The 24,037-nt window shown below is 49.9% G+C and carries 25 protein-coding genes; 15 read left to right on the top strand and 10 right to left on the bottom strand.

Going from position 1 to position 24,037, the window contains the following annotated elements; translation table 11 throughout:
* The first annotated feature begins 18 nt into the window (after nt 1–18).
* The 3 genes from sufC to F4X55_00565 are packed head-to-tail and all read left to right on the top strand — an operon-like array spanning nt 19 to nt 2,451.
* Complete coding sequence (gene sufC / locus F4X55_00575) at nt 19–753, top strand: Fe-S cluster assembly ATPase SufC (protein ID MYC39505.1); 735 nt, start codon at nt 19–21, stop codon at nt 751–753.
* 32 nt (nt 754–785) lie between these two features.
* Complete coding sequence (gene sufD, locus F4X55_00570) at nt 786–2,132, top strand: Fe-S cluster assembly protein SufD (protein ID MYC39504.1); 1,347 nt, start codon at nt 786–788, stop codon at nt 2,130–2,132.
* A 4-nt stretch (nt 2,133–2,136) separates the two neighbouring features.
* A complete protein-coding gene (locus F4X55_00565; protein MYC39503.1) occupies nt 2,137–2,451 on the top strand; it encodes a non-heme iron oxygenase ferredoxin subunit in 315 nt (104 codons plus the stop codon).
* A gap of 14 nt (nt 2,452–2,465) precedes the next feature.
* Here F4X55_00565 and F4X55_00560 read toward each other — a convergent pair whose 3' ends face one another.
* Nucleotides 2,466–2,891: a Zn-ribbon domain-containing OB-fold protein gene (locus F4X55_00560; GenBank protein ID MYC39502.1), complete on the bottom strand. Its 426-nt coding sequence runs from the start codon at nt 2,889–2,891 to the stop codon at nt 2,466–2,468.
* A 21-nt stretch (nt 2,892–2,912) separates the two neighbouring features.
* A complete protein-coding gene (locus F4X55_00555; GenBank protein MYC39501.1) occupies nt 2,913–4,124 on the bottom strand; it encodes a thiolase family protein in 1,212 nt (403 codons plus the stop codon).
* Nucleotides 4,125–4,268: 144 nt separating this feature from the next.
* Here F4X55_00555 and F4X55_00550 point away from each other — a divergent pair, with 144 nt between their 5' ends.
* Nucleotides 4,269–5,357, top strand: coding sequence for an LLM class flavin-dependent oxidoreductase (locus tag F4X55_00550; protein ID MYC39500.1), 1,089 nt, complete (start codon nt 4,269–4,271; stop codon nt 5,355–5,357).
* A gap of 26 nt (nt 5,358–5,383) precedes the next feature.
* On the opposite strand, the gene F4X55_00545 is transcribed toward F4X55_00550, so the two are convergent.
* From F4X55_00545 to pyrE, 3 genes are all read right to left on the bottom strand, one after another.
* Nucleotides 5,384–6,112 (bottom strand): phosphoadenylyl-sulfate reductase, encoded by a 729-nt coding sequence (locus F4X55_00545; protein MYC39499.1) that lies wholly within the window; start codon nt 6,110–6,112, stop codon nt 5,384–5,386.
* A complete protein-coding gene (locus F4X55_00540; protein ID MYC39498.1) occupies nt 6,113–7,120 on the bottom strand; it encodes an inorganic phosphate transporter in 1,008 nt (335 codons plus the stop codon). It abuts the gene before it with no gap.
* A 100-nt stretch (nt 7,121–7,220) separates the two neighbouring features.
* Complete coding sequence (gene pyrE, locus F4X55_00535) at nt 7,221–7,952, bottom strand: orotate phosphoribosyltransferase (GenBank protein ID MYC39497.1); 732 nt, start codon at nt 7,950–7,952, stop codon at nt 7,221–7,223.
* 34 nt (nt 7,953–7,986) lie between these two features.
* Here pyrE and F4X55_00530 point away from each other — a divergent pair, with 34 nt between their 5' ends.
* Entirely contained in the window at nt 7,987–9,234 is a 1,248-nt protein-coding gene (locus F4X55_00530) for a hypothetical protein (GenBank protein MYC39496.1), read from the top strand.
* Nucleotides 9,235–9,285: 51 nt separating this feature from the next.
* On the opposite strand, the gene thrC is transcribed toward F4X55_00530, so the two are convergent.
* Nucleotides 9,286–10,623, bottom strand: coding sequence for a threonine synthase (gene thrC / locus F4X55_00525; protein ID MYC39495.1), 1,338 nt, complete (start codon nt 10,621–10,623; stop codon nt 9,286–9,288).
* 143 nt (nt 10,624–10,766) lie between these two features.
* Here thrC and F4X55_00520 point away from each other — a divergent pair, with 143 nt between their 5' ends.
* The 4 genes from F4X55_00520 (at nt 10,767) to rsmA (ending at nt 12,968) form a co-directional block, all read left to right on the top strand.
* Nucleotides 10,767–11,060, top strand: a complete 294-nt coding sequence (locus tag F4X55_00520) for an acylphosphatase (GenBank protein MYC39494.1) — start codon at nt 10,767–10,769, stop codon at nt 11,058–11,060.
* Nucleotides 10,994–11,698, top strand: a complete 705-nt coding sequence (locus F4X55_00515) for an MBL fold metallo-hydrolase (GenBank protein ID MYC39493.1) — start codon at nt 10,994–10,996, stop codon at nt 11,696–11,698. The genes F4X55_00520 and F4X55_00515 overlap by 67 nt, the downstream gene beginning before the upstream one ends.
* 7 nt (nt 11,699–11,705) lie before the next feature.
* A complete protein-coding gene (locus tag F4X55_00510) occupies nt 11,706–11,981 on the top strand; it encodes a septum formation initiator family protein (protein MYC39492.1) in 276 nt (91 codons plus the stop codon).
* A 168-nt stretch (nt 11,982–12,149) separates the two neighbouring features.
* Nucleotides 12,150–12,968: a ribosomal RNA small subunit methyltransferase A gene (gene rsmA / locus F4X55_00505; protein MYC39491.1), complete on the top strand. Its 819-nt coding sequence runs from the start codon at nt 12,150–12,152 to the stop codon at nt 12,966–12,968.
* On the opposite strand, the gene dacB is transcribed toward rsmA, so the two are convergent.
* The 3 genes from dacB to F4X55_00490 all read right to left on the bottom strand — a co-directional run bounded on the left by dacB (nt 12,962) and on the right by F4X55_00490 (nt 17,827).
* Nucleotides 12,962–14,365, bottom strand: a complete 1,404-nt coding sequence (dacB, locus tag F4X55_00500; GenBank protein ID MYC39490.1) for a D-alanyl-D-alanine carboxypeptidase/D-alanyl-D-alanine-endopeptidase — start codon at nt 14,363–14,365, stop codon at nt 12,962–12,964. The two genes, rsmA and dacB, sit on opposite strands and share 7 nt — an antisense overlap.
* A gap of 17 nt (nt 14,366–14,382) precedes the next feature.
* A complete protein-coding gene (gene polA / locus F4X55_00495; GenBank protein MYC39489.1) occupies nt 14,383–17,079 on the bottom strand; it encodes a DNA polymerase I in 2,697 nt (898 codons plus the stop codon).
* A 106-nt stretch (nt 17,080–17,185) separates the two neighbouring features.
* Nucleotides 17,186–17,827 (bottom strand): methyltransferase domain-containing protein, encoded by a 642-nt coding sequence (locus F4X55_00490; GenBank protein ID MYC39488.1) that lies wholly within the window; start codon nt 17,825–17,827, stop codon nt 17,186–17,188.
* A 489-nt stretch (nt 17,828–18,316) separates the two neighbouring features.
* Between F4X55_00490 and F4X55_00485 the strand changes: the two genes are divergently transcribed.
* The gene (locus F4X55_00485) at nt 18,317–18,589 is read left to right on the top strand and encodes a hypothetical protein (GenBank protein ID MYC39487.1); all 273 of its coding nucleotides are present in this window, start codon (nt 18,317–18,319) and stop codon (nt 18,587–18,589) included.
* Nucleotides 18,590–19,548: 959 nt separating this feature from the next.
* Here F4X55_00485 and F4X55_00480 read toward each other — a convergent pair.
* Nucleotides 19,549–19,974 (bottom strand): hypothetical protein, encoded by a 426-nt coding sequence (locus tag F4X55_00480; GenBank protein MYC39486.1) that lies wholly within the window; start codon nt 19,972–19,974, stop codon nt 19,549–19,551.
* A gap of 287 nt (nt 19,975–20,261) precedes the next feature.
* Between F4X55_00480 and F4X55_00475 the strand changes: the two genes are divergently transcribed.
* The 5 genes from F4X55_00475 to trmD all read left to right on the top strand — a co-directional run bounded on the left by F4X55_00475 (nt 20,262) and on the right by trmD (nt 24,026).
* Nucleotides 20,262–21,596: a signal recognition particle protein gene (locus F4X55_00475; GenBank protein MYC39485.1), complete on the top strand. Its 1,335-nt coding sequence runs from the start codon at nt 20,262–20,264 to the stop codon at nt 21,594–21,596.
* 44 nt (nt 21,597–21,640) lie between these two features.
* Nucleotides 21,641–21,874: a 30S ribosomal protein S16 gene (gene rpsP / locus F4X55_00470; protein ID MYC39484.1), complete on the top strand. Its 234-nt coding sequence runs from the start codon at nt 21,641–21,643 to the stop codon at nt 21,872–21,874.
* Nucleotides 21,875–21,936: 62 nt separating this feature from the next.
* A complete protein-coding gene (locus tag F4X55_00465; protein ID MYC39483.1) occupies nt 21,937–22,176 on the top strand; it encodes a KH domain-containing protein in 240 nt (79 codons plus the stop codon).
* A complete protein-coding gene (rimM, locus tag F4X55_00460) occupies nt 22,173–22,712 on the top strand; it encodes a 16S rRNA processing protein RimM (protein MYC39482.1) in 540 nt (179 codons plus the stop codon). The genes F4X55_00465 and rimM overlap by 4 nt, the downstream gene beginning before the upstream one ends.
* A 15-nt stretch (nt 22,713–22,727) precedes the next feature.
* Nucleotides 22,728–24,026 (top strand): tRNA (guanosine(37)-N1)-methyltransferase TrmD, encoded by a 1,299-nt coding sequence (gene trmD / locus F4X55_00455; protein ID MYC39481.1) that lies wholly within the window; start codon nt 22,728–22,730, stop codon nt 24,024–24,026.
* Nucleotides 24,027–24,037: the final 11 nt, after the last annotated feature.

The following is a 24,037-nucleotide window of genomic DNA, read 5'->3' as shown; positions in this document are numbered from 1 at the left end:
TTTTAGGAGGAGCAAAACATGCTCGAGGTGAAAAACCTGCATGTGCAGGTAGATGACAAGGAAATACTGAAAGGAATGGATATTACCGTAGCTCCCGGGGAAGTCCACTCGATAATGGGTCCAAACGGTTCGGGGAAAAGCACTCTTGCCCAGGTTCTTGCGGGCAGGGAAACATACGAGGTTACGGAAGGGGAGATAACTTTCCAGGGAAAGGACCTTCTCGATCTTGAACCCGAGGAGAGGGCGTGCGAGGGGATATTCCTAGCTTTTCAGTACCCGGTTGAGATCCCGGGGGTTGCGAATACCTATCTTCTTCGCGAAGCCCTTAATGCGAAAAGGGAATACAGAAACGAAAAACCGCTTAAGCATGTTGAGTTCGGGAAGCTTGCTAGGGAGAAAATGAAGACACTCGGTATTGACGAGGATCTTCTTAAGAGGTCTGTGAACACCGGCTTTTCGGGCGGAGAGAAGAAAAGAAACGAAATATTCCAGATGCAGATACTTGAACCCACACTGGCGGTGCTTGACGAGACGGATTCGGGTCTTGACATAGATGCGCTCAAGATAGTGGCAAACGGGGTGAATTCGATGAGAGGCTCCGACCGCTCCTTTATAGTGATAACCCATTACCAAAGACTTCTTAACTACATAGTTCCCGATTTCGTCCACGTTATGGTCGATGGAAAAATCGTAAAATCGGGAGGAAAGGAGCTTGCCCAGGAGCTTGAGGAAAAAGGCTACTCGGATTTTTAAGGCACCGGGTAACCGGCAAGGAGCATAATACGATGGCTATTGTTTTTGACGGCACGCGCGAAAGTTATGTCGAGAGACTCTCTGAATTTCTCGATAGCGGGCGGGAAAATGCCCCCGAGTGGGTGGCCGATCTCCGCCGGGAGGCGATTTCGGGATTCGGCAAGCTCGGGTTTCCGACGCTTTCTGATGAAGAGTGGAGATTTACCAATCTAGAAGCGCTTCGCAGGGGCTCCTTTTCAATTGCTGAGAATGGAATCTCTGATGTTTCTAAAAAGACTGTGAATTCTTACGGGTTCCCGGGGCTTGATTGTCTGCGGCTTGTCTTTGTAAACGGCCGTTTCGCCTCATCCCTTTCAGACGGGGGAGATGTCGGGGAAGGGATTGTGGTCAAAAGTCTATCAGAGGCGATCCGCGAGCACGGCGATCTTGTAAGGGAGCACTTTGCAAAATACGCCGATTATGAAAAAGATGCATTCATCTCCCTTAACACGTCGTACTTTGAAGACGGGGTGTTTATTTACGTTCCCGACCGGACAGTATTTGAAAAACCGGTGCACGTTCTTCACCTATCAACAGATGAAGGACATCCCTTATTTATAAACCCGAGAAACCTCATAATAGTCGGGCAAAGTTCGGAGGCCAAGGTCATCGAGCATTACGTATCGCTATCCCAGAGCGTTTACTTCTCAAACGTGGTCACAGAAGTTGTCTGCGGGGAAGACGCGAATCTTGAGCATTACAGGCTTGAGTTCGAAAGCCAGAAGGCGTTTAATTTTTCCACCCTGAGGGTAAACCAGCAGAAAAACAGTAACATCGCTTCCCACTCCATTCTCTACGGAGGAGCAATAGTGAGAAACAATGTTCACCCCGTTTTGGCGGGAGAGGGATGCAACTCGGATATTTACGGCCTCTTTATATCCGAGGGGCGCCAGCACATGGACAACTTCATGCGAGTTGAGCACGCGAGCCCTCATTGCGACAGCCGCCAGTTCTATAACGGCGTGCTTGACGGCCGCTCAAAGGGAGTTTTTCACGGAAGAATACTTGTTCACGAAGGTGCCGAGAAAACGGACGCGAAGCAGACCAACAGGAATCTTCTTCTCTCCGACACGGCCCAGATAGACACCAAGCCTCAGCTTGAGATATACAACGATGATGTCAAGTGTACCCATGGCGCCACGATCGGGCAGATGGACGAGGAAGCCCTTTTCTACCTCTGCTCAAGGGGTATCCCCATGAGAAAGGCAAAGATCATAATGCTTCGCGCCTTTACCAACGAGACTCTTGAACATATGTCGATTGACTCCGTGAGAGAAACTCTTGAGAATGTGGTGATGGACTGGTTTGAGCGAAGGCTGGAGAACGGCGGCGGGGGATAGGATTATGTCCGATTACGAGAAAGTAGCGGAAGTCTCAGACATACCTGAAGGAGAAATGGAATCTTTTTTCGTCGGCGGGGAAGCGATTGCTATATGCAGGGTCGAGGGGAATTTTTACGCTTTTAAGGATGAATGTACCCACCAGTGCTTTACTCTTTCAGACGGCGACCTTGACGGGGAGCGCATCACCTGCTGCTACCACGGCGCCGAGTTCAACGTCAGAACAGGCGAGGTACTCTGCCTTCCGGCGGTTGAGCCTCTGGAGATTTACCCGGTAAAAATTGACGGGGACGACATACTTGTAAAACTCGATGACTGACGACCCCCGCCTTTTTACCCCGCTGGTTTGAATTTAGGCAGGGTGACTTCATCGGTAACGTCATCGAACACCACCTGCACTTCCATGCCGATGGACACGTCAGCGGGATCTACATCCACAACGTTGGACATCATCTTCACTCCCTCATCCATCTCGATAAGGGCCACAACGTAGGGAGGCTCTCCCTTGTAAGCTTTAGACGGTCCCATGTGGTGTATGGAAAAAGTCCACACTTTCCCCCGTCCCTCGCTCTCCACCCACTCTATGTCCTCGCTCATGTCCCCTCCCGGGGAAAGAGCCCTGGGGTAAAAGAAAAACTCCCCTGTCTCCCTGGACCTCGGGATAACCAGCCTGTGCTCCTTCGCCGCTTCCCAAAACGGCTTTGTCTCCGGCCGGAACTCAGGCAGCGGCTTGTTGTATTCTTTTTTCTCTTCAGACATCTCTGTTCTCCTTGGTTTGTTTTAGTTAAGCGGCTGGTTGCCCAGTACCACCGTGCTGTGAGCAGACACTATCCCACCGTTTCCGTGCACCACGGCAACCTCAGGGTCCTCCACCTGTCTCTTCCCCGCGTCTCCCCTTAGCTGCAACGTAGCCTCAACCACATGGTGCATTGCTCCGAGGTGTGCCTGACTCAAGAGTCCCCCGTGGGTGTTAACAGGAAGATCCTTTCCTATCTCCATTCTTCCCTCAAGCGCGAACGCTCCTCCGTCCCCCTTGGGAACAAAACCCAGTCCCTCTAGCTCAAGGAGCACTGTTATGGTGAAACAATCATAAAGAAACGCTATGTCAACGTCACTTGGCTCTATCCCCGCCGTTCCGAAAGCCTTCTGTCCCGATCTCTCAACTGCGTTGTATATCTGATCAAGGTTCTCGAGGGTTGTGAGGTACTGATGTGAGTATCCCTGTCCCATTCCCCACAGGTACGCGAGATCGTTCTCTATTCCAAGCTCCTTAGCCTTGTCCTCCGTAGTCACTATGAAGGCGGCTCCTCCGTCTGAGATAATGGAGCAGTCATACTTTGTAAGGGGTTCAGCTATGACTCTTGACCCAAGAACGTCCTCTATCGAGAGAGGATCCTTGTTCATTGCGTTCTCCTTGTCAGCGGCGTGCTTTCTCATTGTCACTGCCACAGCCGCCAGATGCTCTCTTCTGGCTCCCCAGTCATGCAGGTATCTCTGCGCCGCGAGGGCGTATCCTCCAGGGGTGGTCAGTCCATAGGGGAATTCAAACTCAGCGTGGCACATCTCCCTTATAAGGGCAAGCATCCCCGAAGACGATATCCCGGACAGCGTGTTGTCCCCCCTTACGCAGAGCACAACTTCTGACTGTCCGGACGCTATCGCCATCGCGGCTTCCGCTACCATCCACACCGCTGTCGCTCCCCCCACTGCCACGGAGGAGAAAAACCTCGGGTTCATGCCGAAGTAGTCTGCAAACGTGGTGCAGTGCATAAAGGTGTGTTCCACTAGTGAGAATGCCGTTACGAGGCCGTCAACGTCCTCTTTTTCTATCCCCGCGTCCTCGATGGCCAGTTTTGAAGCTTCGCTCAGGAAGTGAAAGGAGCTTTTGTCCGGGATTTTTCCCTGTTCCGTTTCACCCACACCGGCTATAACCACTTTTTTCTTCTTAAGAAGTTCTCGGGTCTCTTGTATGCCCGGAAGATTCTCTGACATTGTAGTGCTTCCTCCTTACTTAAAACATTCAAAAATTCCGTATCATATTACTATATACATCCCAGAATTGCCAGACTATACGGTCTTAGTACTCTCCGCGAATTATTCTCTTTTTATGCTCAAAGAAAGTATAATGTTTCGGAAATGGAACTTGGATACTTCACGATGCCCCTTCATCCGTTCGGCTCCCCCCTTTCTGAAACGCTCGAAGAGGACATGGAGCAGATGGTCTTTCTCGACGAAATAGGCTTCAGGGAAGCTTGGATAGGAGAGCATTTCACCGCAGGTTGGGAGAACATACCGGCCCCTGATCTCTTCATAGCCAAGGCTGCGGCCCTTACGAAGCGGATAATCTTCGGTACGGGTGTTTCATGCCTGCCCCAGCATGATCCTTTCATGCTTGCGCACAGAATCGCGGTTCTCGATCACCTGCTTAAGGGAAGATTCTATTGGGGGGTGGGAGCCGGGAGCTTCATCGGAGATTTTGAGGCATTCGGCATAAACCCGAGAACTGGAGAGCAGAGACAGCTTATGAACGAATCCCTCGAGATGATACTGAATCTGTGGAACGATCCGAGACCGGGCACCTACGGCAACTCCCGGTGGAGTTTCAAGGTTCCCGATCCCGTGGAAAAAGTTGGTCTTGGAGTGCACACGGAACCATATCAGAAACCCCATCCTCCCATAGCGGTTGCGGGAATCTCGGAGAATTCCGCAAGTCTCAGGACCGCCGGGGAGCGGGACTGGATACCGATGAGTATAAACTTCGTTACCCGCGATGTGCTGAAGTCTCACTGGGCGGGATACGAGCAGGGGGCGGATGCTGCCGGCAGAACGGCGGAGAGGGGAAAATGGAGGATCGCGAGGGATGTCTACGTTGCGGAGACCACAGAGGAAGCGAGAAAAGAGGTGATAGAGGGCACGCTCGCAAGAGATTTCCGGGATTATTTTTTCACGCTGGTTCCCATGATAAGAGACAATCTGAATCTTTTTAAGGTTGACAAGTCAATGTCAGACCAGGAAGTGACGATGGATTACATGATCGAAAACCTGTGGCTTGTAGGGAGCCCCGAGGATGTTGCCAGAAAGATAATAGAGCTTCATGAATTCGTCGGGGGATTCGGGGTACTTCTGGCCATGGGGCATGAGTGGAACCCGAAGGAGAAGTGGCAAAAATCAATGAGCCTGCTCAAGGAAGAAGTTATTCCGCTTGTGAAAAAGAATCTGCGCTGAGGAACCTGAATCCGCCCCACGGTTTTTTAGGACTGAGGTTCGTGACTGAAGTGAATTCCGCATTCCTTGTCAGAACCCTGCTCCCACCACCATCTGCCCGCCCTTGGATCTTCCCCTTCCTCAACGGCTCTCGTGCAGGGAGCGCATCCTATGCTCGGATATCCCATGTCGTGAAGCTTGTTGTAGGGAACGTCGTTTTTTCTTATGTAATCCCATACCTGGTCGGTGGTCCAGTCAAGAATCGGATTTATTTTGAGCATTTTTCCGTGCAGATAGTCGATCTCAAATTTCATTGAGTCGGCCCGCTGCTCCGTCTGGTCAGCCCTTATGGAAGTAATCCAGGCGTCAAGGGTTTTCAGAAATCCGTTTAGCGGGTTGGTTTTCCTTATCTGGCAGCAGAGCCTTCTGTTCTCAACGCTTTTGTAAAAAAGATTTACCCCGTGACTTGCCACCATTTCCTCCACTTCAGTCTTGTCGGGGAAAAGCACCTCGATATTGATGTCGTACTTCTCTCTTGTTCTCTCCATCGCATCGTACGTATGCGAATGAAGCCTTCCGGTATCAAGGGTGAATATCCTCGCCTCGGGATCAGTCCTTGCGAACATATCCACGAGCACCATTCCCTGGACCTGAAAACTGGTCGCAAGCGCCACCGACGAACCGAGGTTCTGCGAAGCCCAGGCGAGGATGTCCTGGGGAGGGCTTGTCTCAAATTCGCGATTGAGGCTTTTTATGTCTTCTTCAGAAAATTTCATCTAACCCAGAAAACTCAGATACGACGATAGACCGTACTTTATGTATATAAGGGATACGTAATAGCTTACCCCGACGGTCAGCACGGGAACAACAAACCAGAAAAAACCGATTTTGACAACATGGCTGTTCTTTGAAGTCTGGGCGAATCCATGCTGTGCGCATGAAAAGCCAACCACTCCGGCCATGACTATCTCGGCGATCGAAACGGGAATTCCGTAAAGCGAGGCAAGTAGTATTATCACGGCGGCCGTAAACTCGACCGAGATGGCTCTTATAATGCATATTTCTGTTATTTTTTTTCCAAGCGTTTCAAGAACCCTGCCTCCCAGCAGAATCGCTCCCACTCCCATCGCAACGCCGGCCAGAATTGCGCCTGGATAGGAATCTATGAGCCCCAGACTCACTATCGGACCTATAGCGTTTGCGGAATTGTTGGCCCCTCCCGAGAACGCGATAAATGTTCCGGATATGGTAATCAGAACGGTCAGAATAGCGTTAACTCTTTTTTCCGAGAAATTGGTTGCCAGATAATGGACTATCTTGAAGTAAAAGAACTTTGCCAGAGTGAAATTTATTACCCAGGCGACTATGGGCGCCACGATCCACCATTTGAGCACCCGGATGAAGCTGTCGGAATTGAGCGTCTGAGTATAAAGACCGATTCCCACTATGGCGCACACTATGGCGTGTGTAGTGGCTATGGGTGTGCGTGCCACGTTAGCCCATGCGATGAACCCTATTCCCAGAAGCAGGATTATAAATATGAAACCTATGTCGGAGGAAAGGGTTTCGGCGGGCACTATTCCCTTGCCTACGGTTTCGACGACGGGAGCTCCGGCCGTAAGCGCTCCCAAGAGGGCAAAGATAGCTATGAGCCATACGGCCTGCCTCTTTGACCTTACCCCGGCGCCGTATGAAGTCGCCATGGACGCCGCGGAATTGTTGGCTCCTATGTTAAGGGCCAGAAATCCCGAAAGTACAAGTGTTACAATTACTAATACGCTCAATAAGTTGTCTCCCCGCCTTAATATTGACGGCAGTAATTACGTAAAAACCAAATATCATTCCGGTTTGTGCGAAAAACAAAAGGGTTCTGCGAGGTATTTTCTAGAGAAGTTCCGAGACCCTAAATATGGAAAAAAAGCTACAGCCCCGCTCAAGGAAGGTTTTTTCGGTTTCCTCTCCCCTGTCAGCGACGCAGAGAACCCTACAGACCTCGGCTCCTGCGGATTCAACGAGATCAATGGCCCTTAGCACGGAACCGCCGGTCGTAATCACATCCTCGACGATGACTACCCTGTCTCCCTCGGTGAGTCCGCCTTCTATCATGTTCCCGGTACCGTGTTCCTTCTCCTTCTTCCTTACTATGAATCCGCGAAGGGGCATACCTTCCTGATAACTTCTGGAAATAATAGCGCCCACCATTGGATCTGCCCCGGTAGACGGTCCTCCCACGGCTGTTATGCCATCCTCCGCCGCGATTTCGCCCAGGAATATTTCCGATATCAAGCTTGCGCCTTCGGGGTCCAGGGTTGTGAGTCTAGCATCGATGTAATAGGAACTCTGTTTTCCTGATGCCAAAGTGAAATTTCCGAGCAGGATTGATTTGCTTCTGAGAATTAGTTTTAATTTTTCCCTGCTCTTGTTCATCTTCCGGAATTCCAAGCCGAATGAGACTTTGTTCTTGTAATTGTACCCATTGATGCAGAAAATCAATAAACCGAACTGGTTCCTCCTCCTATGTGGAATTGCCGTTTTCCTGCTGCTCGGAGCCATAGCGAAAATCTCCCCGCAGCTCTCCTCAGGGGCTTTTGAAAAGGATCTCATACCGGTTTTCATATTCCTTCTGGTTGCAGCTTCGGCCGTTTATTTCGTGGCTGTAGGGAGCTTCAGGAAAAACCGCGCGTGCTCGCTTCTCCTTATAGTTCTTTTCGGTCTCGGGTTTAGGGTTTTGTTTCTGTTTTCAACTCCGATACTCGAAGACGATTTTCACCGCTACTTCTGGGATGGCGCGGTTCTGGCAAGCGGTTTGAATCCCTATGAGCACTCGCCTGAAGAAGTGGCAGAAGGCGGGGGAAACGAAAAACTTAAGGAACTCAGGCAGCTCTACGGCAATACGCTTGAGAAAGTAAATCACCCGCACGTAAAAACCATCTATCCGCCGGTTGCGGAATTTTTCTTCGCCTTGTCCTACAAGATATCTCCCATGAGCCTCACGGCATGGAGAATCATGCTCTTAGTGTTTGATCTGATTACGCTCGCGCTTTTATTTGTGAGCCTGAGAAGACTTGATATTCCTCTCCAAAGCCTGCTTATCTACTGGTGGAACCCGCTTCTGGTGCAGCAGATATTTAACTCCGTGCACATGGACGTTCTGGCGTTTCCGTTCGTACTGGGAGCAATCCTGCTTTTTCTTTACGGAAGAAAAAAACTGTGGACGCTTGCGCTCTCGCTCGCGGTGGGAGTCAAGCTCTGGCCGGCGCTTTTTTTCGGGCTGTTTCTAAAGCCTCTTCGGGAGAAGAGGGAAACGCTTTTGCAGACTATTGTTTTTGCTGTCGCGATCTTGATCATATTTCTTCCCACGGTGATGTTTCAGCTGGACCCGGCTTCCGGAATCGTGATGTATGGAAAGAGCTGGCAGAACAACAGCCCGTTTTTTGCAGCGGTTCTTTCGGGGTGGGAGTTTGTTCTGGAAGCGATGGATATTCACCCCGGACATGCGCAGACGCACTCCAGGGTCGGCGTCATAGCGGTTCTTCTTGCTTGGAAGTTTTACGTGGCGTTTGCGAGCGGATCTCTGGGCATTCACAGAAAAGCCCTTCTGGTAATTGGAGGCGCGTTTCTGCTGAGCCCGGCGCAGTTTCCCTGGTACTACACTTGGCTTCTTCCGTTTCTCTGCGTAGCTTTGAGCCCGGGTTTTCTGGCACTAACCGCGCTGCTTCCGCTTTATTATCTGCAGTACTACTTCCCTTCTCATCCCGAGGAAATGGGAATGTTCAGGAACGCGGTGGTGTGGATGGAGTTCGGGCCCGTATGGGCACTGCTTGCCTGGGAATGGTGGAGGTTTCGGGCTTCGAGAAGAACCTCGGCTGTCCGCGCGGGTGTCGCCGGCGGCGGTTGAGGGGAAATGAAGCTTCTTCAAATTGCCGGGAGTGGGAAGATGCGCTGATTTTTACTGAACCGGAATTCTGCTTTGTATCGCGTCTCTTACGGCCTTGTAGTCGTTTGGAAGTTCCACCGGGACGTTGCTCAGTTCAGATGATATTCCCTCGAGAGCAGACCTGTGGTAGCCGGCTTTGAACTCCACGAATTTCAGTCCGTGGGCGGTGGATACGACCACTATTTTTTCCTTCGGGGAAAGGACCTTTCTCTCAAGCAGTTTCAAAAATACAGCGAGCGCCACTCCGGTATGGGGGCAGTTAAAGGTGCCCGTTCTGTCTGCCATGGCCGAGGCATGGGAAAGTTCGTCTTCCGATGCCTGTTCCACGACCCCGTCGAATCGCCTTAGGATCGAGATCGCCTTGTTAATACTTACGGGGTTTCCGATCTGTATGGCGTTTGCAAGGGTTTTCTTCGCTGTTACGGGGGTAAACTCTTCGAATCCCTTAAGGTAGCTTAGGTAAAGAGGGTTTGCGTTTTGCGCCTGCGCGCAGACTATTCTCGGAAGCTTTTTTATAAGACCGAGATCGTACATCATCAAAAACCCTTTTCCGAGGGCAGACACGTTGCCGAGGTTGCCGCCGGGAATTATTACCCAGTCCGGGACCTCCCAGTCAAACTGCTGGCAAAGTTCTACGCTTATTGTTTTCTGTCCCTCTATGCGCAGGGAGTTGATGGAGTTGGCGAGATAAATGTTGTGCTCGCTTGTGATCCTCTGAACCATCTCCATGCAGCCGTCAAAATCCGTGTCTAGGGAAAGAACCAGGGATCCGTTCGATATGGGCTGGATCAGCTGGGCGATGGATACCTTGTCTTTTGGAAGAAAAACTATTGAAGGAATGCCTGCCGACGCGCAGTAGGCGGCCAGAGCGGCAGAGGTGTCCCCTGTTGAGGCGCAGGCTACTGCGGGGATGCTGATATTATCGCTTATCATCTGGTTTACCGCCGATACGAGCACGGTCATTCCCAGATCTTTGAAGGATCCGGTGTGGCTGTTGCCGCACATCTTTATCCAGAGATCCTCAACGCCTACCTGCTTTCCTAACCTCTCAGCCCAGAAAAGGTTCGTGCATCCTTCGTACATAGAAACTATGTTTTCATCTTCGATTGAGGGCAGCACCCACTCCCTTTTTCCCCAGACGCCACTTCCGAAAGGCCAGGCCTGCTTTCTGTATCTGCTGTCAAAAAGCTCTTTCCACTCCTCGGGAGTTTTTCGACCGAGGATTTCCATGTCGTGCTGGACATCGAGAAGATTTTTGCACTTCCTGCATCTGTAGATGATTTCATCGATGGGATAGGTTTCAGAGCAACTTTCGTCTATGCATCTGAAATGGGCTCGGTACTCACTCATCAGATTAACAAGGTACATTTTGCCTTTTTTCCTGTCAACGCCGTGAAAACTCTCCTTGTTTGTCCCGAGAATCACTTCCGGGACTCTAAATACCCGTGTTCATTGACACCAACAGAGGCTTTCGGTAATCTGGGGAGAGTCGGATGGAACAAAGAGTGCTTATCCTGGTGAAGGGAAGGGTACAAGGAGTTTATTTCAGAGTCTCGGCGGCTCAGAAAGCGACGGAGCTTGGCATCAGGGGACATGTCGAAAATCTTGCGGATGGAAGCGTAAGGGTAGTCGCCGAAGGAGCAACGGAGAACCTCGAGAAGCTGATCGAGTGGTGCGGAGAGGGCCCGTCCCGTGCAAAGGTGGAATCGGTTGAACTCAAGTGGCTGCCGCCGGAGGGCAGATTTGTCGATTTTCGGATAAACAGGACTCAAAGGAGATCAGATTGATAATAAAATGCATCCCGGGCGGGATATTCATTGAAAACTGTTACATCATAGGGGATGAAGATACAAACGAGGCTATGCTCGTTGATCCCGGAGAGCAGGTAGCGGAGATATCCGAGGAAATCGAAAAATCGGGGCTCGAGGTAAAAAAAATAGTTAACACCCACACGCACCTGGATCATGTGGCCGGCGTTGAGATTTTCAAAAAAATGCTTGGCATACCCTTTTACATACACGAAAAAGAACAGCCCGTGCTTGATTTGCTTCCCGAGGCGAAGATGAGATTCCCCGGGTTTGATTTTGTCGAAGTCCCCGAAGTAGATGGTTATGTAAGAGAAGGAGAAACCCTTTCTGTGGGAAATCTCAGGGGAGAAATACTCCTTGTTCCGGGACACACCTGGGGACATATATGTTTTGTTTTTGGGGAATCGATAATAGCTGGAGACACTGTTTTCGCTGGAAGCGTAGGCAGGGTGGATCTTACCGGGGGAACGAACATGACGGAGCTTGTAGGGTCGATCCGCTCCGAGATTCTTAAATATCCCGACCATTACGAAATCCACCCGGGCCACGGCCCACAAACGACCGTGGGAATGGAAAAAGCTACCAATCCTTTTCTTGTTGGAACCTTAGCACTGTAGAAGATATATGAAACCGGGGAAATTCATCAGGCTGGCTGTGTATTCGGTAATCGCCGTGGTGGTGGCCTTGGTGTTTTTCAACGAAATTTCAAAGGTCTATTTTCTCAAAAACGAAAACAAGAGAATAGAGAAGAGAATAGAGAATTTGGAAGCTCAAAATAAGGCTTACAGAAACGAGATAAAAGCCCTTAAGCAAGACGAAAGATACATTGAGAAAATACTGAGGGAAGAACTTGGGATGATAAAGGATAAAGAAAAGATATTCAGGTTCAAAGAAGAGTAGCTTTGCTATCCGCACTCTTCCCTTCCATGCTTAAAAGGTGTTCTAAGTCAGTATCCGCTGGTTTCGCCGGCTGGTGATACCAAAGAATCTCCAAAAATACAGAATCAGGGTTATAGTTTTAATGTTGCGTCTTTTCTACAGTGTAGGAATTGATGCCGGTTTAAACGGATGGACTATATGGAGCAGGAAAAGATATTCCGTCAGACTAGGAGACTTGGACAGAATTTTCTGAACGACCCCAATATACTCCGTAAGATCTGCGCTGCGGCGGAGCTTCAGAAAGAGGATCACGTGATTGAAATCGGCCCCGGCAAAGGCAGCCTCACGGAGCATCTTGCGCTCGGTGCCGGAGCGGTCACGGCGATTGAAAAAGACACGAGGCTCAGAACTTTCCTTGACGAGAAATTCGCAGAGTCTCCAAACGTCAGATTCGTTTATGAAGATGTCCTTGGGGTCAGCCTCAGCCGTTTTTCCGCCGTGGGGAAAAAGAAGCTCGTATCCAATCTTCCTTACAACATATCCACCCAGATTCTCCTCAAGCTGCTTGATGAAAGAGAGCTTTTCTCAAAAATAGTCGTAATGCTGCAAAAGGAAGTGGCGCAGAGAATATCCTCTCCAAAGGGACGGAAAAGCTACGGTTCCCTCTCGGTGCTTCTGCAGAGCTGTTTCAGCGTAAAACTTGCCTTCAAGGTTTCTCGACATGCGTTTTATCCGGTTCCCGAGGTGGATTCGGCGGTGGTAGTTCTTGATCCGCTGAAAGATCCCGTGTTTTCGGTATCAAGCGAAAAAACCTTCAGAACTGTCACGAGACACGCGTTTTCCTCGCGGAGAAAGACCATAAGGAATTCACTGGGCAACTTTTTTGAGAGGGAGATGGTTGAACGGGCGCTTTCGGACTCGGGCATCGATCAGGGAAGAAGGGCGGAATCGCTTTCAGTTGAGGAATTCGCTAGGTTAGCGGGCAGTTTCCGCGAAATAAATCAGTAGACAAGCTCTCGCAGAAGCAAATTCTGAAGTTTCTTCACCCTCGTTCCCATGCCGTTTGATATTATGGAAAAAACGTAAACCCGCCCGTTTTTTCCGAAGACGTAACCGGACAGAGACCTGGCTCCTTCAAGATATCCGGTTTTTGCGTAGACTTTGCCTTTGAGATTGCGAAATCTTTTCTCAAGAGTTCCATCAACTCCGGCGATCGGCAGGGATGCGATAAACTCCTCGGAAATATCCGGGTCTCCATAGGCCTTGGCGAGTGCCTGCGTCATATCTTCCGGAGAAACCCTGTTAAGCCTTGAAAGACCGGAACCGTCAGCCACGGAGAAGTTTCCGTTAAGACCGATTTGTCTCAGGTGGTTTTCAATCACGCGCGTGCCGGATTTCCAAGAGCCTGGGCCGCCGAGGAGCTTAGCGCCAATCACCTTGACTATGCTTTCCCCGATTATGTTTACGCTTTCTTTGTTGTACTCATGGATAACTGTGCCCAGAGGTTCTGAGTAATGAGTGAATACCTTCCCGGCCCACCTAGGCACTCTCGCGCGGTCTATGTTTCCGCTTACCTCGATGCCATCCTCCTCGAGGATTTTTTTAAGTACGGCGCCGAAATAAAAAAACGGGTCGGGCACGGACAGTTCGAGGGTTTCGGCTTTTTTTCGGGAAGAAACGTATCCGGAAATCCTGAGCTCGTTTTGTTCGTTATATTTTGCCGTCACGCCGGATTTTCTAAGAGACGTGGAAACCCTGTTTCTAATCGGGAAGGGAAACTCGGCGGGTTGTGTTCTCACTATTACGGGTCCCCCCTGCACTCTGGACGCGGAGATTTTTATCTTGACTGAATTGTAATTAAACGAGATTGCGGTTACGGGAGGACAGAATCCCTTGTCGAACCATTCAGGGTCCCAGCCCTTTCCGTAGTGGATCTCGTCAAAATATGAACCGTCAAGATGTATCCCGCCGTCGATTCTGGTTATCCCGAGCGCTTTAAACCGTCCGGCAATTTCCCTGAGTTTATCGATATCTATTGTGGGGTCTCCGAACCCTTTCACGTAGAGGCCGCCGTGGCCGACCCCTGAGTGTATTCCTCCGCCCAGATAAAACTCCGTTTTGAACCGGAAATTCTTTCCGAGAAGGGAGAGTGCCGCGACTGAAGAAAGTATTTTGTTGTTGGAGGCGGGAATGAATGTTTTTTTACTGTTGTACCGGAAAACCGTTTTGCCGGTGTCGGCTGAGCGGACCATGATTCCGATTTTCCTTTGCGACGGAGGGGTTTTGGAGAGAAATGAGAGGATTTTTTTGTGATTTACGTCAGCATGAGAAGATGCCGCCGGCAGAAAGGCGAAAAGTAAAACCAGTGCGCGCAGAATAAAGGTTTTTCTTCTGAAATTTATCATTGCTGCATTTTTTGAGGTCAGTGGGCTTCGGCCCAGTTCTCCGCGGCGCGCATTTCCACTCTGAGCGGCACACTGAGTTCCCAAGCGTTTTCCATGTCGTTTTTTATATGAGTCTGCAGTTCTTCAAGTTCCGTTTCATGCACTTCGAAAAGAAGCTCGTCGTGAACCTGAAGAATCATCTTCGAGCGAAAACCTTCTTCTTCAAGTCTTGTGAATATGCGGATCATGGCCAGATTTATTATATCCGCCGCAGATCCCTGTATCGGAGTATTTATGGCCTCGCGTTCCCCTCTGTTCCTCTCCACCCTGTTCCTCGACACAAGCTCCGGTATCGGCCTTCTTCTGCCGACAAGCGTTTCGGTGTACCCCCTGCTCCTCGCTTCTTCAACCGATGACTGCATATAGGCTTTCACTTCCGAGTATCTGTCGAAATACCTGTTTATGTAATTTCTTGAGACCGAGACCGTGGTACCGAGCTGTTTTGAGAGCCCGAAGGCACTTATGCCGTATATTATCCCGAAGTTTATGGTCTTGGCGAGATTGCGCATCTCCGAGGTGACTTGGTCTTCGGTTGCGTTAAAGATTTCGCAGGCCGTGGCGATGTGTACGTCCTTGTTGCCTCGAAGCGCCTCGAGCAGGGTAGGGTCCCCGGAGAAATGGGCGAGCAGGCGAAGCTCTATCTGGGAATAATCTGCCGACAGTATGAGGCAGCCGTCTTTCGCCACGAAAGACTTTCTTATCTTTTTTCCGTCTTCGGTTTTTATCGGGATGTTCTGAAGATTAGGATCCCTTGAGCTCAACCTTCCGGTCGAAGTGCCGGCGGGATTAAAGGAGGTGTGTATCCTTCCCGTGGCAGGATTAATTAGCCTTGGAAGCTGATCAATGTAGGTGGATTTGAGCTTGGAAAGAAACCTGTGTCTGAGTATGAGACGTGGTACCTCGTGGATTGTTGAGAGATCCCTCAGCACTTCGGAATCGGTGGAAAAAGCGCCTTTAGCGGTCTTCTTTCTGGCGGGAAGGCGAAGTTTCTCGAAAAGCACTTCGGAAAGCTGCTTTGTTGAGTTTATGTTGAACTTCCCTCCGGTTTTTTCGTATATTTCGGCCTCGATGGAGCTGAGATCCTTTTCAAATTCCTTGGACATTTCCTCAAGAATTGCGATGTCAACGCTTACTCCCGTGAACTCCATATCGCAGAGAACCGGAAGAAGTCCCAGGACGTTTTCCCTGTAAAGATCCCAGAGTCCCTCTTGCTTGAGAGTTTCGAGGAACTTCCTCGAGAGAATGAGCGTCACGTCAGAATCTTCGCAGGAATATCTTGTCGCAGTCTCTATATCGACTTCGGAGAAATTCTTCTTGGATTTTCCTTTTCCCGTAACATCATCGTAGGAAATCATCCTGTGACCAAGTTCTGTTCTTGAGAGTTCGTCAAGCTTGTAGCTTCCCCGAGAGGCGTCAAGCAGATGCGCCGCCAGCATAGTGTCGAAGTAAATTCCTCTGAGTGTGACTCCGTGGTTTCTGAGCACCAGCATCTCGTATTTTATGTTCTGTCCTGTTTTGTTTATATCTTCAGATTCCAAAATGGGTTTCAGCATCGAGAGCACAGCTTGAAGTCCCATCTGTTTTTCAGCCTCTATAGTTCCGACATGTCCCACAGGAACGTAAAAAGCCCGCCCCGGAGCGGGGCAGAGTGAAAAGCCCACTATCCCTGCGTTCATCGGCAGCTTTGAATCCGTCTCAAGATCTATTGAGAGTTCTCCCGCTTCCTCTACCATGCTTACGACCCGGCCGAGGGCTTTTTCCTCGAAAACGGTTTCGTAGGAATCGTATCTTACCGCTTCGCTTTCGTCTCGCGTGCGGGATGCGCCGATTTCGTCTAGGAGCTTTTCGAATTCAAGCTCTGAGAATATTTCCTGAAGATCTTCGGTCGCGTATCCATCGTATCTAAAGTCTTCGATACCGGTTCCTACCTCGACATCGGTTTTTATGGTAACGAGTTCACGGCTAAGGTACGCGTCGTCTTTATGCTCTCTTAGACTCCGTGCGATACTGGGGCGAATTTCTTCAATTTCTTCTAGGTTGCCGTATACGCCGTCAAGATCCCCGTACTTGGATATAAGGGCCGAGGCGGTTTTCTCCCCTACGCGCGCCACTCCTGGAATGTTGTCAACCGCATCTCCTACAAGAGCGAAGAAATCAATCATCTGTCCGGGTTCGATCCCGTACTTCTGGCGCACTTCCTGCACTCCGGTTACCCGCTCCTTCATTGTGTCAACCAGAGTCACTTTCTCAGACACCAGCTGGCAGAAGTCCTTGTCTCCGGTAACCAGGACGACCTTTGATGTTCCCTGTGCCCTGGCTATAGTCCCCATTATGTCGTCGGCCTCGTATCCTTCCATTGCGAGCATCGGGATCGAAAACGCTCGGACCAGCTCGAAAATCTTTGGAAACTGAAGCTTTAGATTCTCGGGCGCCTCATCCCTGTTGGCCTTGTACTCTGGGTATATTTCGTTTCTGAACACTTTCCCCTTGGAATCGAACACCATCCCTAGGTACCTCGGTTCGTATTCCCTGAGGAACTTAAGAAGCATGGTGGCGAATCCGTAGACGGCTTTGGTTGGAAACCCGTCGGAGGTGGAAAGATCGGCCCTTACGCCATAATACGCCCTGAATATATATGAACTGCCGTCAATAAGATAGAGCAGATGCTGGGACATGAAAGAAACCGCTTACGCGTTGTTTGTTAAGTATACCCAACCGCCCTTGCGGAGGGGAATTTGGCTGCCGTTACGGTCCCAACCTTTACCAAGCGGAGAAAAGACGTTACTTTTTCGCGCTGTACACGAATGCGGGAGGGAAATTTGACCAGACCGTTTTCGACTTGGCCACGTTTGAAAACTTGCTTCGCAGAATCGAGCGGAATCTCCTGGCGTTTGGAACCATCATGCTGATTGAGTAACTGAAGGTAATCATCTTGCCTCCAGGCCTCAGCACGTCCCATATAACGTCAAGGAGCCTGTCCTGGGTTCCGTGATCGAACACCGCCCACGGAAGACTTGAAATAATGCAGTCGCAGGAATCTTTTCCGTGCTGCTCAAGGTATTTTTTCATGTTTTCCGCGGAATCCTTGTAGACTGTAGCGGAAGGACATCGGGACTTGGTCGCTTCGTAGAACTCGGGGTTGATTTCTATTGCGAAAAACAGCGCGTCGGGGTTTTTTTTCTCAAGAATCTTCTCGGTAAAAACCCCGGTTCCCGGACCCAGTTCCACAACGGTCCCCATTTCATCGAGCCGCGCGGTCTCGGTGACAAGTTCCGACAGTTCTTCATTTGAAGGAGTTATGGAACCGGTGCTTTTGGGATCCCTGAGAAACTGCTTTATGTACCCGTATATTCCAAGTTTCAACGGCGCCTCCGATAAAACGCAAATCAAATTAATTATAGTAGTTTGGAATGTTTTGTCCATTGACTTGTTCTCTGCATACGTTGATTTTGACAAAGACTCTGGGTGAGGAACAAGTGTTTTTATCTTATGAGGAGCAGTCTTTGGGAACTATAACGGAGACCCTCGAAGAAGGGGTCAGTCTTAATGTGGATGTCCGTGCCTACAGGAGATTTTGGAACAAAGGGCAAAAACAAGAGATTGTCCTCTGGATATCTTTCAGATAGCGGTCACCGAATTAATCCGTCGAGAGCTAAGATTTCTTTTTCCAGAACCCGGAACGCGTGAGTGCCGACATAGAACCCACCTTATTCACTAGGAGACGAGATTCTGCTACTCATGAATAAGATAGGATCTAGTTTATTCTGCTGAAATATTTCTATCTTTTACTACAATCTCGAACACTTGAGAGCTTGATCATGGAATTGGTGTAGAAAAGCACTGGAAACAGGGCGTACAGAATCAAAAACAGGTTAAATACGGTGTTCTGTGGAGTGCCTTCATCTCCCGTAATTGTACATCCGCCACCTCCCCCTTTGCTTCCTTGTGTTGGCTCTGGCATTGGTTCTGGCGTTGGCTCTGGCATTGGCTCTGGCATTGGCTCTGGCGTTGGTTCCGGCATTGGTTCCGGCATTGGTTCTGGCATTGGTTCTGGCGTTGGTTCTGGCATTGGTTCTGGTTCTGGCTCTTCCCCCGAGTCGGCGAGACAACTTTCAAGAATCTCTAGGGAAGAAGGGTTTGCTATCCCTACTGTCCAAAACATCTCCAGAAGCATTCCACGCGTGAACTCAAGGTGCTCAGATCCTTCGTAGAAAGGCTTCATGAGGTCACGAGAAGCCTCGGCAAGGTGCGAAACAGAACTTCCTTGTTCCCAGGGGTCTGGGGCATAAAGTCGGGGTCTTCCCTTGCTGTCTACTGCAGACGGGTAGTCGTCCATTAAGGCTTCGCCCACAAGCCGCGAACAACTGGTAGAGAGAGCACCTCCTGTCGTCCCATCCCAGAGAAGACCATCTACCGAGGTAATAGCCTCCTGTCTTTCAGACTGAGAAAGGTTTACAAGCAGTTCTTCTTCGCTTTCTGAATACAGGTTTAAGTCGTAAAGACCAATCGCAAGGCCAGTTCTTCCATCCACAAGTTCTACTTCTGAAAAGGAACCGTCCTTTTCAACAAGATCTAAAAATCCCAGACCATGCAGTAGTTCATGCGCTGTTATTATCGTGAAATTGACGTAATTCAAGGGTGTTTCAAATCCTGTTCCATAATAGAATGGAACTCTTTCGTTGAAATTTATTTCAACATCCGCCTCGTTTTCGTTTAATTCACGTTCCAGGATGTGCTCAGAAAGTGCAATAGGTAATGCTAGAAATTCTCCCCCGGGCAGAAGCGGCGATTCAGGGATAATTCGAAAGTCTGCTGCCCCGGCCCGCGCAAGGATTATCGCACCTCTTTCATCTGCCTCTCCCAAATCATCAAACGACGCTTGTATCCTGATTCCATTATCGTTCCTGGTCCTAATCAAACCTTCCAAGATATCAAGAGCACTCTGAAAAGCCCTTCTTCTCACCTCTCCAAGAGTGCTGCCACTGATGTCGCCACGGGCCACTTGGTCAGTTAGAGGGGTTTCGTCATAAAAGCCTGTTCCCGGGGCATCCATGTACACTGGTGTAAATTCAGTTGCCTTGCTCTCTGTAACCGGGGAAAAGGTTGCCAAAAGAAAAAGAATGGGAATTACTGTAAAGAACTTTCTACTTACGATGTGTAATATGTGGTTTACCCTCCTCGTCAAATCGTACTTCGGTCTCTGTCTTCCATGAATCAGGAACGTTTTCAATGATTATGATTTCTTTCCCGTCTTCAAGAGTAACCGTCTTTCCTTTAAGCGGTGTCGGGTCTTGGGGATCTTCCGCAGTCGTGTCAGACTGAGGCTGAAGTTCCTGCTCAGCCTGTCGATCTCCCGGGGGTGTTTTAAGAGGTTCATCCTCCAGCACCTGGGCCTCCTCGCTCTGCACCGCCTCCGACACGTTGTCGGGAGAAGAGGGAACAGAGCCCAAGTCAGGTGGGGCGGTATGTGAACCCGGTTGTCCGGCATCATTCCTCATACCGTAATAGAGCAACCCTAATACCACCGCAACGGCTAAAAGAAAAAATCCATAAATCAGGCGTTTTCTCATGAATCAATACCTCATCTTTTTGCAACTAAGGCTAACCTACCATTGAAGCAATACGTGCTGTCTGTTACTTGTAGTTGACTTCACATTTTTAGATACAGTCGGTTATATCAGGTTCGATTTGATCCTACCCCTCCCCGATAAGTCAAGTAAAATTTTGTCTATGTTTCGGTGCGGGTTTTCAAATTCCGTAGCGCCCCAGTCGGGGAAGGATTGTATTTCTTAATTTCGGTATTATATAAACTGCAGCCCCGGTCCTTAGGATCCTGGAACCGCAGGGCAACGACGCAATGTTTGAAGGAATCTCACAGAAGCTCGGTACCACCCTCAAAAGGATAGGGGGGTACGGAAAGCTAAGCGAAAAGAACATAGAAGATGCGCTTCGCGAAGTGCGCCTGAGCCTGCTTGAAGCCGACGTCAATTTCAGGGTAGTCCGCCAGTTCACCGGACTTGTCAAGGAAAGAGCGCTGGGCCGGGAGGTCGAGGCAAGCCTTAACCCGGGACAGCAGTTCATAAAGATAGTCAAGGAGGAGCTTACAGAGATTCTGGGACGGGAAAACGAGCCCCTGAATCTTAACGTTGCGCCTCCCGCGATAATAATGCTGGTAGGGCTTCAGGGTTCGGGAAAAACCACCACGGCCTCGAAGCTTGCCAAGTTCCTGAAGGAGCGCCACGGAAAAACCCCTCTGCTTGTTCCCGCGGACATCTACCGTCCCGCTGCCATAGAGCAGTTAAAGGTGCTCGGAGAAAAAATAGACGTAAGTGTCTACGATACCGTCGCCGGCACGGACCCCGTAGACGTGTGCGCGGACGCGGTTTCGGCCTCCGCTAGAGTGGGTGCGGACGCGGTGATCATAGACACGGCGGGACGCCTTCATCTTGACCGCGAGCTTATGGATGAACTGGGGAGCATAAAGAAGAGGGTGAATCCCCATGAAATTCTCCTGGTCGCTGACTCAATGACGGGACAGGATGCCGTTAATGTTTCGCAGAGTTTTGATGAAGCCGTTGATCTTGACGGCGTGGTCCTTACCAAAATGGATGCGGACGCCAGGGGAGGGGCGGCCCTTTCGATAAAGGCTACAACGGGCAAACCGATCAAGTTTTTCGGAACGGGAGAGAAAGCCGACGCGCTTGAGGTCTTTCACCCCGATAGAATAGCCTCGAGAATCTTGGGCATGGGAGACGTCCTCAGCCTTATAGAAAAGGCAGAAGACGCCTTTGAAGAGGAAAAAACGCAAAAACTTGCCGAAAGGATATCCAAGAAACAGTTCTCCCTCGAAGATTACCGCGAGTCGATAGTGGCCATGGGCAAGCTCGGCTCCATAGAAAACATAGCGCACATGGTGCCGGGAATGAAAAAGATCACCGACAACCCCGAAGCGATGGTGAAGGCCGAGGAGGAGATAAAGAAAAGCCTTGCCATAATCAACTCCATGACCGCGCCCGAAAGAAGAGATCACACGATCCTGAACGGCAGCCGCAGAAAAAGAATTGCGAGAGGAAGCGGAACCACCGTTCCTGACGTGAACCGAATGATAAAAAACTACATACAAATGCGAAACATGATGAAAAATATGGGGAAAATGGGTAAACTAGCAAAAAGAATGATGAAATTCAGATAACGGGAGCATACCTTTTGGCCCCGGATCTAGGAGGTAGCAGCAGTTTGGTCAAGATAAGATTGAGCAGGATAGGATCCAAGAAGAAACCGTTCTACAGGATAGTCGCCGCGGATGTGCGTTCCCCGCGCGACGGGAAGTTTCTTGAAATACTGGGACATTACGATCCGAGAAAAAAACCCCACGAATTGAAGATAGACATAGAGAGAGTACAGGCATGGATGGATAACGGCGCCAAGGCAACCAATAGGGTGAGCAAGCTCATATCTCAGGTTACGTAGCACTTTTTCTTCCACGCGAAAGTTCAGGCAGATAGATTTTAGTTTCAGGAGGAAAGCTCCTTATGAGTCAACTCAGAGAGTTCGTCGAATTCATGGCCAAGTCCATTGTCGACAGCCCTGAAGAGGTTCAGGTTACGGAAGTAGCTGGTGAGAAGACTACGGTTATTGAGCTTAGGGTTGCCTCAGAAGATCTGGGAAAGGTAATCGGAAAGCAGGGAAGAACAGCAAAGGCGATTCGCAGCATACTGAGCGCCGCGGCCGCGAAAATGAAAAAACGCGCCGTCTTGGAGATTCTTGAATAGCATTGCCGGAAAGTGCGAAACAAAGTCTTGTTCTCTACGGGAAGATAACGAAAAGACATGGCCTTTCCGGTGAAGTAAAAATGTTCGCCTTCGGCGGACATCCTGAAACCCTCTCCAGGGTGAAAAAAGTCTATATAGAAGTTCCCGACCGGACAGAACCCGGGAAATTCATCCTGTCTCGGGTAAGAACCCAGAAAAACACCGCAATTTTGAAATTAAAGGGCGTCGATACGCCCGAAGCCGCCGACGGTCTGAGGAATCTCAATGTGCTTGTGGAAAGAGATGATCTGCAGCCCCCCGGGGAGGATGAATATTACTGGTCTGATCTCATCGGGCTTCAGGTTTGTACTTCCCGCGGAGAGACTGTCGGTGAAGTAAGAGACCTCATAGACTCGGGCGGACACGATATTTTAGTGATAAAAAGTTCAGGGCGGGGGCGGGAATTTCTGGTTCCGTTTGTTAAAAGATTCGTGACTGCGGTAGATCTTGACGGTTCTGTGATTACCGTGGAGCCGGTAGAGGGGCTCCTCGAGTAGCCCCATGACTTTGCCATGAAGTTTGACATAGTGACAATTTTCCCGGATTTCTTCGAGTCCGTTTTTTCCTTCGGGGTGATAAGCAGGGCGGTTGAGAACAAGACGGTTGAGATAAATGTTCACGACCTGAGAGCTTACTCTCCTGCCAAGCACGGAAAAACGGATGACACCCCCTACGGAGGGGGAAGCGGAATGCTTATGACCCCGGGGCCGATAGGAAGCGCGATCAACAGTATAAGGGAAAAAGGTCTGCGTTCCGCGGTGATTCTCACGACCCCCAAAGGAGAGGAATTTAACGACCGCAAGGCGCAGGAACTCTGCGGCTTTGAGCAACTGATAATACTCTGCGGTCGGTATGAAGGGGTAGACGACAGGATAAACAAGCTTTATGTCGACATGAAGATATCCACTGGGAAATATATAAATTCCGGTGGAGAGTACGCCTGTTCCCTGATAGTGGATGCCGTATCGAGATATCTTCCTGGAGTTCTCGGAAACACGGAGTCTCTTGCCTCCGAATCTCTTAAAAACGGGCTTCTTGAGTACCCTCAGTACACGAAGCCGCGAACGTACAGGGGGGAGAAGGTTCCCGAGGTGCTTATTTCTGGAGACCACGAAAAAATAAGGAAATGGAGAAGGCGGGAAAGCATAAAAAGCACATTTATCCAAAATCCCGCTTCTCTTGACGCCGCGCAACTCTCCAAAGATGAAGATGCCTTTTTGAAGGAGCTTAAGGCCGAGAGTGCCGCCGGTTTTAAGGTTTATATAGCGCTTGTCCATCATCCGGTGTACAACAGCCGCCTCGAAGTCGTCTCAACTGCTTTTAAAAGCATAGACGCGCACGACATATCTAGGGACGCCACCACCTACGGGGTGAGAAAGTTCTATCTGATAAACCCCGTGGAGGAGCAGCGCCGCCTCGCTGGGAGGCTCGTTGATCACTGGATTGAGGGAGAGGGAAAGAATTTTAACGAGACTAAAAGCAAGGCCTTCGGCATTATAAGCGTAATAAGCACGATCGAGGAGGCCGTAGGGCAAATAGAGGAAATAGAGGGGAAAAAACCAAAGATCGTAGCCACAGACGCCCGCTTTTCAGACGACATGACGGGCTACCGGACTCTTCGGGAGAAAATATTCGAAAATGAAGAACCGTTTCTGATTCTTTTCGGTACGGGATCGGGACTCACCCTTGAGACGATAAAAGCGGCCGACTACGTCCTTAGGCCCATAAGCGGTTACAGCGAATTTAACCATCTTTCGGTAAGAAGCGCGGCCGCCATAGTGCTTGACAGGCTGCTTTCCTGCGGAGCCTAATCTACTCAGAC

This window comes from Candidatus Dadabacteria bacterium (assembly GCA_009840385.1).
In the GTDB taxonomy this organism is placed as follows: domain Bacteria; phylum Desulfobacterota_D; class UBA1144; order Nemesobacterales; family Nemesobacteraceae; genus Nemesobacter; species Nemesobacter australis.
This window is presented reverse-complemented; position numbering and strand designations above follow the sequence as displayed.